The 12,163-nt window shown below is 51.0% G+C and carries 10 protein-coding genes; all 10 read right to left on the reverse strand.

Features of this window, described 5'->3' with window-relative positions; translation table 11 throughout:
- Positions 1-23: 23 nt before the first annotated feature.
- The 10 genes from ACMWLG_RS20725 to pilO2 all read right to left on the reverse strand — a co-directional run bounded on the left by ACMWLG_RS20725 (position 24) and on the right by pilO2 (position 12,160).
- Positions 24-890 (reverse strand): plasmid transfer protein, encoded by an 867-nt coding sequence (locus ACMWLG_RS20725; protein WP_231533107.1) that lies wholly within the window; start codon positions 888-890, stop codon positions 24-26.
- 206 nt (positions 891-1,096) lie between these two features.
- Entirely contained in the window at positions 1,097-2,218 is a 1,122-nt protein-coding gene (locus tag ACMWLG_RS20730; protein ID WP_032676573.1) for a site-specific integrase, read from the reverse strand.
- 2,422 nt (positions 2,219-4,640) lie between these two features.
- Positions 4,641-5,948 (reverse strand): shufflon system plasmid conjugative transfer pilus tip adhesin PilV, encoded by a 1,308-nt coding sequence (gene pilV, locus ACMWLG_RS20735; protein WP_414763025.1) that lies wholly within the window; start codon positions 5,946-5,948, stop codon positions 4,641-4,643.
- Positions 5,949-5,953: 5 nt separating this feature from the next.
- On the reverse strand, positions 5,954-6,622 hold the full coding sequence (locus ACMWLG_RS20740; protein ID WP_000173819.1) for an A24 family peptidase: 669 nt from the start codon (positions 6,620-6,622) through the stop codon (positions 5,954-5,956).
- Entirely contained in the window at positions 6,619-7,098 is a 480-nt protein-coding gene (locus ACMWLG_RS20745; protein WP_032676569.1) for a lytic transglycosylase domain-containing protein, read from the reverse strand. The genes ACMWLG_RS20740 and ACMWLG_RS20745 overlap by 4 nt, the downstream gene beginning before the upstream one ends.
- 4 nt (positions 7,099-7,102) lie before the next feature.
- Positions 7,103-7,699 carry a type 4 pilus major pilin gene (locus ACMWLG_RS20750; protein WP_038162015.1) on the reverse strand — a complete coding sequence of 199 codons (597 nt, stop codon included), beginning with the start codon at positions 7,697-7,699 and terminating at the stop codon, positions 7,103-7,105.
- Positions 7,700-7,708: 9 nt separating this feature from the next.
- The gene (locus ACMWLG_RS20755) at positions 7,709-8,824 is read right to left on the reverse strand and encodes a type II secretion system F family protein (protein ID WP_032676566.1); all 1,116 of its coding nucleotides are present in this window, start codon (positions 8,822-8,824) and stop codon (positions 7,709-7,711) included.
- On the reverse strand, positions 8,814-10,388 hold the full coding sequence (locus ACMWLG_RS20760; RefSeq protein ID WP_046497107.1) for a GspE/PulE family protein: 1,575 nt from the start codon (positions 10,386-10,388) through the stop codon (positions 8,814-8,816). The genes ACMWLG_RS20755 and ACMWLG_RS20760 overlap by 11 nt, the downstream gene beginning before the upstream one ends.
- A gap of 7 nt (positions 10,389-10,395) precedes the next feature.
- Entirely contained in the window at positions 10,396-10,893 is a 498-nt protein-coding gene (gene pilP, locus ACMWLG_RS20765; RefSeq protein WP_001252747.1) for a type IV pilus biogenesis protein PilP, read from the reverse strand.
- A complete protein-coding gene (pilO2, locus tag ACMWLG_RS20770) occupies positions 10,880-12,160 on the reverse strand; it encodes a type 4b pilus protein PilO2 (protein WP_181899699.1) in 1,281 nt (426 codons plus the stop codon). Before pilO2 ends, pilP begins: the two co-directional genes overlap by 14 nt.
- Positions 12,161-12,163: the final 3 nt, after the last annotated feature.

Below are 12,163 nucleotides of genomic sequence, written 5' to 3' on the forward strand. Positions count from 1 at the left end.
TGATGCTTCATATGTCTGGTCTCTTATTGAACCTGTAAACTCTGTTGGGCACCGTTCACGCTGAAAACAGCGGTACCACTGTCCTGGATAGAACGAAGCGTCCACCCCAGCATCCCGTCTCCCGGTGAAAGCAACCGCATATCTGATATTTGGGAATTTCCACGGGGGATGACGACTGCGAACATCTGCCCGCCGCGCCGCTCAATGCCGGTCAGTACAAACGGTGCTTCAACAGCTGCGCGCCTGACTGACCGCTCAGGCTTTTTTACGATCTGGCCTGTCCCGGATTTTGAAGGTGTTTTGCTCTTAGTGACTGGTTGCTGGTTCTGCTTCGATTCTTTCTGAGAAGTGTTGCTTTCAGCTTTGCTCAGCCCGGCAACTCGCGATTCAACCTGTGACAACCGTGAGTTAATGTCATCAATACGTTCAGAGTGTTCGTCTATCGCGGTACGCCGCGCCAGGGCTTCTGAGGAAAGTTTGTTAATGCTTACTGTTAATTTTGAATGTTCCCCTTGGAAATCAGCTAACTGGTTTTGTACTGATTCAAGCCCTGATGAGACAGACTCGAGCTGCTTCTCGTGTTTCCGGCTTTGAGCTTCGAGCGAAGTAACCGAACCAGACAACTGGCTCATCTGACCGCTGCGAAAAGCGGCATCCAGGGAGTTCACCCGAATACTCAGGTCAGAGATTTGCTGTGCCATGATCACAATCGTGGCCACAGAACCAACAAGAGAAACAATGAGGAATCCCAGACCTCCAATCCGGACTATTTTTTTCAGGTTAATGGGAACCAACCGGCGAGCCTCTGGCTCAGCAGGCACAACTTTCGAAGAAGTAACCTCTGGATTTTCAGGTATAACTTCTTCCGGGACGACTTGACTGACTGACATTTCAAAATCCTTATAGCTGCGCAGAACAGCCATAAGGTGCAAAAAACGTCATTCTATGGCGATGATTAACTCATCTGCCATTTCTGAAGTTTTTTTCGGCGGGGAAACCAGGCCGGAGGGGATCATCTGGAAAGGCCACTATCATAATAGCGCTGTCTAAAAACGTCCTTGTTTTAGATGTGTTTGAATCCAGGGTTCGCAAAATTTCAGAGCGGATTAATGAGCACACGAGTTGGGTCATTAGCTTTGATATTGCCTGGTGGAGGGAGTCGTTCTCCAGAACGAGCAGCAAGAGCCTGAATTCTGAGAAGCTCAAAAGAGGCTTTCTGGATAACGTCTTCCTTTGTTTGCGCTTCAAGTGAAGGATGTTCAAGATCAGGGAAGCGTAAAACAATACCGTTATTGCTGCTCTCAAGTTCAGCAGGATACGGAACAAAGATCGCCGCCAGTTTCTGCGCCTGTCGTTTACGTATATCAAGTTTACTAACCAGCTGCGTCGCACGAAGGTGGGTATAGCGTTTTAGCATCGTCAGGCTCTTGTGTCCTGATATCGCTGCAATTTCCATAACATTCAGTGTTCCGAGCTCAAAGAGACGGCTTATAGCTTCGTGTCGTAGATCATGAAAATGCAAATCGACAATGCCTAAAGCCTGTATAACTTCTCGCCAGGCGCTTTTAAACCCATTGGATGTATAACTGAAAACAGGTCCGGATAGAGGGCCGGAATACTCTCTTAATACTTTTCTTGCTTTAAACGACAACGGAACATCCCGTACGCTCCCATTTTTAGTGAGAGGCAAATGAGCGATGCCAATGTGCAGGTCTATATTCTCCCAGCGAAGTGAGAGGATCTCCCCCTGACGCATAGCCGTTTCAAGGGCCAAATGAAAAATGGCTGCCAACTCGATATTTCGTTTTGCCAGCGCCCTGCCAATCTTTCGCTCCTCCTGAGATGTCAATCTTCGGGTTCGCCCTTTGGAGGCCGGTGGTTTTCGTACATGCTCAACAGGGTTATGAGTACATGTTCCCCATTCAATTCGAGCAAGGTTATAAAGGGCAGATAGCAACGCAAGTTCAAGTCGGACACTTGCAGGGCTATTAGTTCGCCCCGTTTTACCACTTACTTCAGAGAGTCGCTGATCACGGTATTCTGCAATATCAACCGAAGTAATCTCATGCATGTATCGCCTGGCAAGAGCTGAACGCTTTATAACATTTATCCGATAAAACTCCTGTAGATGGCCCCGCTTTTGCACAGATGCACAACCGTAATATTTATCAAGAGCTACACCCAGCTCCATTTTCTTAATTCGCTGTCTGAGTTGCATCGCATATTCCTAAAAAGATTAGAAATATATCACATACCACTGTCAATCCGGTGTGTGGCAAGGCAATGCTGAAATCGGTGATTTGTTCTTCTCTCCTGATATCAGCTCCGGTCAATCACGTAATATTGGGCAACATAAATATTGTGCATTGTCTCAGGCGCGATTCGATTACAACAATTACCGAGCGTGCGTTTTGGTTAGAAACGCAAATGGCACATGGACGTTGTCGGCTCCAAAGGTTGGTAATGGGCAAGCAAATTGCGTTGCCGTGTGTTTCTGACAACTGACTGTCAATCCGGTGTGTGGAAAAACTCTAACTTAGGAGCATTTCAGCGCATTTATGGAAACAGTGCATGTGGTGAACACGGAGTATCTCAAGCTATTTGCCCTAATGGTTTAAGAGTCATTTCTGGCGGCTGGACTTTATCTGGATGGACAGGGAATGATGGGAGAAACGCCCCTGATTCAAGTCAGCCGGTAAACGAAACTACTTGGCAGATAATAACTGGGGGGGGAAATAGCGGCGGCCAGTGTCTCCGCGCGGTCGCTTATTGTTCAGTTAACTAACTGTCAATCCGGTGTGTGGGCAGGAAGCAATTTCAAGGCTACCACAAGGATTAATACTGGGTATGACGTGATATCAGTTAGCTGTGCCAGTAACGAGAAACTGACCGGAGGAGGAGCTCAATGTAACCCGAATAGTAAGGAGCGACTTAAATGGTCAAATCCGAATGGAAATTCTTGGAGCGCAGCATGTCCGGGAGAGAACCTAACTGTGTTCGCTATATGTGCCAGTAATTAACCTGTCAATCCGGTGTGTGGGTATCTGGCGGAAACTACAGCGGGAATTATTCTTCACTTGGCTCATTTGTGTCAGCTTACACAGCTATCAATACCACCGGTAAGCCCATGACAGTATATGCATCTGGGGGAGTATCCACAGTGAACCGGCACGTCGAGGATGGTGACAATTGCAGAAACACATGGGCTTTGTCAGGTAGTGTTGATGGGCGCGTTATCACCGCCGCAGGTACAGCTAATTCAAGCTGGAGTAAGTCGGGTACGATTAATTTTATCGTACCGGCAGGCTCTTCCTTCACTGTTATGTCTAGCCCGTTACCCTCTTATGGATGCTCTCCAGGGAGTTTTAGCCTTGCTATATACTCATAATCTATGGGAGCTATACCGTCAGAATCGTACTGAAGAAATGCGCAGTAGACTGATTTCCATCCGGCGTGTGCGCAGGCACATCAAAGCTATTGAGTTCACTACACACCGGATTTGGCGTCTAATTAGTGGCGCAGTTTGCTATAGCCTGGAAGCACGCAGCACCTTTTGAATTGTTCGGTAAAACGATGTAAAACCGGTCATTTACAGGATCAAGAGCCATTGAATCGGGTGAGTTATGGTTGGAACCATCAGACCAACTTTTTAAAGCGTAAGAACCACCTATAGCCACTGTACCGGACGGACAATAAGCAGATGCAACTGCGTTGTTGGCGCAGGTGGTTTCGCCAAAAACGGTTTGCATTTTGATTTTTGATGCGGCTGCCCACACACCGGATTGACAGTCAAATTCCGGCACCAGGTAGATTTAAGCAAGTGACAGTGATTGTCCCTCCTGATTCGTAATCACCCCATCGCGTATTGGTAACAAACCAGCGATTTGAACTATCTGCATATACCTTCTGAAATCCACCAAAAGGTGAACCATTTAAGTTCGTCCATGAGCAATAAGCATGGATTCCAATATCACTGTTAGTGACATTTTTCCCCACATCGAAAGCCTGTATCGAGAACTTGTTTTGGAATGATTTCCACACACCGGATTGACAGTCAAATTCCCGCCCCCGGAAGGTTAAGACAAGTAACCGAAACCGAAGAGCCAGTTTGGTATCCATTATAAGGGGTATTGGTGACTCTCCAGCCATTGTTCCCGTCGCTATAGACCTTTTGAGTTCCTCCCAACGGGGCGCTGAAAAGATATGTCCAGGAGCAGTACGCATGTATTCCGATATACTGATCAATAACATTTTGTCCGATGTTATAGACCTGTGTGGTGAACTTGACCTGGCCCGATCTCCACGCACCGGATTGACAGGTTTATTTAATTGCTAATGCACGCCACGCAATGTTGTTGCTGCGGCTTGAATCTTTGTTTTTTACGCAAACGCGAAATTCGCTTCCATTTGTGACAGTAAAGTAAGCAGAGGTTACTCCAGCATTAGCTAGAGAACTAAGATCAGATACACTTCCTGTAAGCGATAGAACTTGGCTTACCGGTACCGGAAATCCGCTGTTGACACAGCTATCGTCGCCTATACCGTATATGGTTCCGAACATTTCTACATGTGAACCATAGTCAATATATCCTGGGTGAACAGTAGAATTTTCATGTCCTCGCCACGCACCGGATTGACAGTTAGCTAAATGGGCAGCAAAACGCATCGACATGCTCATCATCAACATAGGATGGAATCTGAAACCAACGGACAGATTGAACTATCCATCCCGCAGGGCATGAAGTCGTTTTATAACCGCCAATGTCATCATTGGCATTTGGAGCGGAAACCCATTTACAGGAAGAATTATTGATTTTTCCGGCTCCAGTCCACGCACCGGATTGACAGGAAAGTATGGCTCCAGTGGCGTCGCGGCTTACAAGGCCGTTTGGTGAACAAACTGCGCCAGCAGTATTGACTCCGTCGAGCTGCAAAACTTCTCCTGTAGAAAGTCTTCCATCAGCCCGCACACTTCCACCACGAACCTGACCGCTTGTATAAATATTCTTATTATTTATGACTCTAACCCAGTCATTATCTGACATATAAAAACCGCCGCCATACGTTTCATTTAGCCATCCCTTACTCCCTCGAGTTATGAACCAGCCATTATTTGAACGTATGTCGTTGTTAGCCGTTATTGTATTTCCTGCGGTGACGTTTGAACCGGCAGTAACATTCTGTCCTGTAACAGTTCCATTCGCAGTTATATTTCCAGTGGCCGCCACATCGCCACTGAAATTACCCGTTACGGCATTAATCGTGCCTGCGTTATTAAGATTGTTACCTCCCATATCAATACTGGTATGCATCGTGTTGAGGTCTGGCTTGCCGGTTACCGAAAAACGATAAAGGCGATCATTTTCACCGCGAGCAGCGCCCAGTTCATCTGTGGTCAGTAAAGCCGCAATATGTCCCTGAGTTGTACTTATCCCAAACTGTGAAAGAGGAATAGTCCAGCTGCCCATAGCGCCGGTAGCAGTTCCTGATGTCCATATATAGCCGCCCATACCAGAGGTGATATCCATTGATATCTGGCGCAGTGCGAGAAAAGGCAGTGCCGCGCCGTTTTGAGTGTAAACCAGTGCCTGCAGCTGATCTGTATTAGTGGCATTACGAACAACAGCAGCCAGGTAAGCCTGTCCGTCTACTGTCGTCTCGCTGAACCCCTGCTCCAGAAATCCGGTGTTTTTCAGCATAGCTGGTGTAACCGTAACCGGGGTCGTGGTGGTGGCACTTGAAAGCAAAGTATCGTAATAACGGCCAGTGTAGCTCTTCACAGCTTGTGTGAAGCGAGATACCTGTGACGCGGTATTCAGCCAGGTCCGTTTTTGCATCCAGTCACTGATAAGGGTAAAGCCCCAGACGCTGACCACCAGGAGAATAATCAATGAAGCACCAGTGCTGAGGATAGCCCAGCCCCGGTCAGTCGTTTTATATGTGAACACAGGCATCACCATGTAATAAGCGGTTGATACAATTTAAACAGGGTCACAGAAATCGCGCCGGCGCACAGCCAGGGTCCCATCGGCCCTCCTTCAGTTATGCGACGAACAGATATCTGCCAGAGCACAAAGAGCACCACGCCGATCAGCAGAGCATAAAGCCCCTCTCGCCCTCCCAACCAGGCCGCAATAGCACCGGCCAACCAGACATCGCCAAGCCCCAGACACTCACGGGCATGAATCCTAAAGGTGACATAACGCCAGACGCCAAAAATCACCAGCGCAGTGGTAGCTGTGAGGAAGTGCCCTATAAAGCCGGGAGCGATAAGAGCGGAAACAAGACCGGCAATAAGACACCTTATCGTCAATTCTCGGGGCAGAAATCCTGTGAACGCATCGGTAAGCGTCAACCTGAAAAGAAAGAGGCAGAACAACAGAGACATCAGTCGCTCCAGTAGCGGCACAGGGGACAGCATCATGCCAGTTGCCGCTGTAGCGTAAAGCCAGATGAAGCCGGTGGATGCAGGGGCGAAAAAAACAGCAAACCATTCCTGATCATCATCCAATATCATCAGGCTGAGACGAACCAGGCTCCTCATAAAACTGAATAAGCTGAGGCATAGAGGAAAAATGATAATGACAGTTGGCCAGGGCATACTCAGCGTCAGCAGTGTCACAGTTTTATTCCCCGTTCATTAAGTAAAAGCCGACGATAAATGGCATAAATCCGGTTGGCATAGGACTCGCGAGTTTCATGCCGGTCCTTACGAAAACCTGCGTTATAAGAGCCAAGACAGTTCCAGCTTATGCCGCATACCTGAAAATGCTTCGCCAGTATCCAGGTACCTATCTGAACGTTGAGGCACGGACGGTTCAGGAGGTCCTGTGAGCTGCGAATGTAACCCTGCGCTATCAGCGAAGCGATATGCGATGAATTGACCTGCATCAGTCCATAATCGGTACTGAGTGCCTGCCCGGTCTTTTTGTCACGATTAATATTTGTGACATCCGGTCGCAGGCTGCTTTCACCTATGGCTATTGCCTTAACCAGTAGCGGGTCAATGTGGTATTTAGCGCCCGCCGATTCAAAGCAGAATGCATCCACCCGTGGGCAAACCAAAATCAGCAGCAGAAAAGCGGACAGGCGCAGCATGTCATCAGCCGTTATGGGTGAAGACCAGTGTATTGTTACCTGTCATTCCGCTGTCTGATGAGCAGGTTTTGCCTGCCTCTTCTGCACTGACCAGACCGTCACTGTAATCAGTACTGTTAATGGTGATAGCACTGAATGCTCCACCGGAACCGAGCTGTGTAGTGATAGAGATGCAGTCTGCCTGCGGAACTTTCTGCGTTGTAACTGAAAATCCATTGTTAAATCCATTCGATGCCACAGGAGCCAGAACGACCTGACCACCATAACCGTTCCACATCGTAGCGGTACCGGAACTGGCTGTTCCCTGGATAGTCCAGCCAGCCTTTGGTGCGCCCCCCTGCTGGATAAGCGTTCCCGTCATAGTTGTACCGCTCGTAAAGTTATATCCCCCCTGCGCCTGCTTAAGCGACTGCGCGTTTGTCACGACGGTCTGGAGATTTGAAACCTCAACGGCAACGGACTTTTTCCCCCAAAGACTCCAGACCAGAGCACCAACCAGAGCCAGTACGATAATCGTCCCGATCGCAATGGTACCGTGTTCAAGAATGCCCCAGCCCCGGTCAGGCTGATGTTGGCGATGTGGTAATGTCTGAGCTGACATGGCGGTTCCTTAATGTAAGTTGAAAGTGTTCATGTCCTGAATCTGCATCACCATCATCAGGATGAGTAAGAAGAAACTCATAATCAGAACGAGAGAAAAGAGTTTGGTGGCATTCGCCCGACGCGCGACGCGCGCGAGCGCCTGCTCCAGCCAGCGGTCCGCATAATTGGTGATGAGCGAAGCAGCACCATCCCCCTTATCCAGAAGAGAGAGATAGTTCACAGCCTCACGGCTCGGAAAATCATATCCGCTGTTACGCAGAGCTCTGCCAAGTGAATCGCCTTCACTCATGCACTCCATCGCGGCCTCGATGCGTTCCTGCAGCCAGGGCGGTGCAAAACCGTTAAGGATCTGCAAAGCTTTGAGTTCCTGGACACCCGAACCAAGAAGCGCGCCAATATTCATAAGAAATACAGCTCCCTGCAGGTCTTTATAAACAGACCATGGTAGTAACCAGTCAGCACAGCGCCTGAGACGGCCGCGCCAGCGGGGCAGCGACCAGAAAGACAGCAGCACAAGCCCTGCGGCTGTAGCGGCAGAAGCAACACCCCACTCGGAACTCCACTTCGCTACTCCATTCATAAACCCGAGTGCACCGGTCCAGCGAGCTGGATCGGACATTTTGCTCATGGTGGGAACAAGTGCGAGATTGTTGGCCAGTAGTAGCCCCGTACTCAGGATGGCAAGCGCGGCAGGAAATACTGAGGCAAAAATTACCTGCCCAAGAATTCGCCGACGGGCAACAATCAACTTATCAGCCTGCATCAGCGCGGCAGGAATATTACCGGTTTCCATCCCGGCGCTGATAAGCGCGGCCTCTTCGTAAGGTGCCCAGGCAGCCAGAACATCCTGCAGCGCGCGGCCAGGACGGTTGTCGTTCACACCCTCGATGCAGTCCTGAACAAGTTCATAATAAGGATGCCAGCGCCTGCCAAAATCAGTATGTACATCGCCGATCATGGTCAGCGCGTCTTTCAGGGCCTTACGGTTTTCAAGAAGAAAGCGCAGCGTTTCGTAAAATGGCTGGCGGTATTTCCCAGTAAAAGTGGCTCTGACAAGCCGGTAGCGAATCCTTTCAGGGAACGACATTTCCCGGGATGGATAAAAATGGCTGTCACTTTCCATCAGGCACCTCACAATCCATGATGTCATCCTCATCCAGCGGACAGATGAGATCGCCTTCCAGCGGATCAACAAGACCCTCTGCCAGATAACGCAACAGATGCATGCGGCGAGTAATCCCACCCTGGTTTACCCAGTACTTTCTGGCAACTGAAGGCCCATGTGAAAGCCAAAGTTGCATCAGGCGAGCATCTGTCCGGACAACTTCGGCAATAGCTGTTCGCCCTGTAACGCCACGACTGATAATGCGTCCGGTCAGTGGTACCGTTTTCCGGCAGTGTTCACATCCCTCATAGTTGCGGAAGAAGAGATTTTTCGGTTCGCACAAGCCCGCGACAGAACAATATTTTTCGAGACGCGCGCGGGTTTCTTCATCAAGCTCAGGGACTTTGACTTCCCACGGTACCCGGCAGTGTTCACACAACAGCGGCACCAGACGCTGGCCAATCAGGCCAGTGATGAGTGCAGCATCCGCCAGAAGGTGGCGATCAATACCGAAATGCTCCATACGACGCAGGGAGCCGATAGGGCTCTGGGTGTGCAGGGTCGACAGCACCAGGTGGCCGGTTTCACTGGCGAAAATGGCGGCGAGAAGGGAATACAGGTCACGGATCTCACCGTTCAGGATGGCATCCGGATCGAGACGAAGTGCAGAGGCGTTTCCGTTACTCCAGGCGCGGCTGATGGCCTCCGGTGAATTGTCTTCCGGCATAACGGGGGTCTGAATACCACCCGGAATACGCCCCTCGGGCGGGTTTTCCAGCGTGAGCAGGCGCTTTTTACCGCCGGTCAGTTTCAGCCAGATATCACTGAACACGCGCAACGTGGCGCTCTTCCCTGAACCAGTAGGCCCGGTCAGCAGCGTCATGCCTTCCGGCATACGCAGGATCTGCAGGATGAGCTTAATCTGCTCAGGCAAAAAACCCAGTTGCGGCAGCGTCGGTATATTGTCCCCGTCATCCGGGATCAGACGCATGACCACTATCAGCCCATCCGGAGTAGGACGGTGTTCGTAGCGGGCGCCATAGAGGCCGGCGCGGCGGGCGAACTTTGCATCGATGCGCCCTGACTGCTCACGACCGGCAAAGAATGACTGCTCGCGCACGTCGCACATGGAAAGATAAGATGTGGAGGCCAGCGTCATACCCTCCACATCTTTCACTTCATCCACCACCTCCAGCTCGCCGTGAATACGCAACTGAACGATGCAAATCTTGCGATCACCGCTTATTTCCATATGAATATCAGAGGCATTAAAGTCGTTACCCAGCCTCATATAGCTGATGACCTTATCCTGCGACACACTGACGTCACGGTTACTTAGATCCGCCTCGCTCACACCCTGGTTAAGCCCACGGCCCTGACGTTCTGCCACTTCACGCCGCCGGTTCAGTTCGCTGAGTGTAACAAACTCAGTTTTTGCATCAGCCCATGTCCGGGTGACATCCATAACCCAGCGCTGTATGCCAGGGTCTTTTCGCCGGTTGCCGTCGATGAGTAGCGTAACCCCTCCAGACGGATGCTGCTCGGCAAAGACAAAATCCATGATTTCTTTATCAGAAGACATCATCACCTCAAAATGAAAGTTCAGAATTGTCGCTGAGGCGTACGATCGTGGAGGTAACCTCCGTGACCCGCTTTGAGGTTCCGGGAAGCTGATCGCCTTTTGCTACTTCTGTGACTCCGCCATCCGGCAGAACAATGCGTGCACGCAACTGCGAGCCACGGCCGTAAATCTCCTGAAGGCGCACACCACCGGTCCGCTTTTCACCGACTGCACTGGCAGTCTGTTGTGAAGGAGCTGGCTGCGCCATAAGCGGCATGGCAGGCTGGGCGGCAGTAGACAGATAATTCCTGTCAGTACTCTGTCCGGACTGGCTTTCACGCAGCTGCTGCTCCAGACGCGCCGTCTGCACTTTCTGCTCCAGAATGAGGTTGCGCGCCTGAGCTGCTTCAAGTTCGCCAAGCGTAACGTTCGGCGGAAGCGCATCACTGGTTACGGTTGCCACTGCCTGCCCGCAGAACAGAGCGGACAGCAGCAGGCCCGTTCCCGCGGGATTAATTCTGCGCATAAATGCTCCCCTTCATGGTGTAGTCGAACTGCCCCTGCGGGCTCATGGTGATTGACACGCTGTTCAGGCGGAGCCCGGTCGCATCAAAATCCTGCAGCAGACGTTCAGGCTGCAAACGCGAGCTGACAGTAAAAGTGAATTCGCGCCAGTCCTGTACGGGCATGGTTTTCTCTTGTCCTGGCGCGACCGCTGGCGGTTTCACTTCACTGAACTTGACTTCCAGGTTGCGGCGCTGCAGGTGCGAAATGAAACGTATCAGTTGGGCATCCGCGCCAGGCAAGGCCTCGTCGGTATACTCACTTACGCTGTATTTCCGGAAGGGAATGAATACGTCGCCGTTTTTACCTCCTTCCTGAAGGTTGAAAACAGCAGAATGCCCAAGAAGCACCCTTGCGCGGTGGGAGAAATCCTCCACCGTCGCACCAGGTGTGGCGAGGTAACGCAAGCGCAGGCCTTCAGGGACACATTCACCGTCCGTAAAGCGCCAGCCAGCCACCGAGGCGAAAAGTGGTTCGCGTGTCAGCCAGCAATTACCAAGTAAAAGCGAAACTGGTGGCTGAGAGGCCCACGGATGCGGCGCTCGGGCTGGCGCAGCTGGCTTATCAGCAGACATCGCCATTCGGGCGCGAAACTCTGCCATTGCAGCAGCCTGTTCCGCTTTTTGCTGAACGTCGTCGTACCAGTAAATTCCTGCTGCTGCCACGAGTGTAATAAGCGCAGCAGGCATAATGAGAGACATCGTCGTCAGGCGCTTACCCAGGCGGCAACGCTTCAGTTGCGAACGGTTCAGCCTGTCAGTGAGCGAGGTTGCATCACAATTATCATCTGCGGTTGCAGCACAGCGCAGACCCGGTGTATCAGCATCGTTAAAACGCAGGAAGTTTTCTGCTGCTGATTCTATCTTCGCGCGTGAACCGGTCACATCACCCATGACAGAAAGTTGCCCACCGCTGGCTGCAAAGAAAACCCAGAGATCTTCGTTGTGGCTGAGACGGTATATCCCCCATGTATTTCCCCCTTCAGACAGCAGGAATGCTACTGCAAGAGAGTAAGGGCTCCGTCGCACACGCCCGGGGGAAACGACCCCCATCATTGATGCGTTACGCCTGCCGGCAACTACTACATGCGTGTCAGGTGAGGCTTTTCCCCGGAATCGCGTTAACAGTGCGCTCCGCTGCTGCTCCCAATGAAGTCCTGCCATCCAGTCGCGACGGTGGTGGGTGACTCGAATGCCGCTACGGAGTGAAGATTTTTTCTTTGATGACATGGA

The organism is Enterobacter sp. 01-M-02-SI-ECC (assembly GCF_047530595.1).
Taxonomy (GTDB): Bacteria; Pseudomonadota; Gammaproteobacteria; order Enterobacterales; family Enterobacteriaceae; genus Enterobacter; species Enterobacter cloacae_M.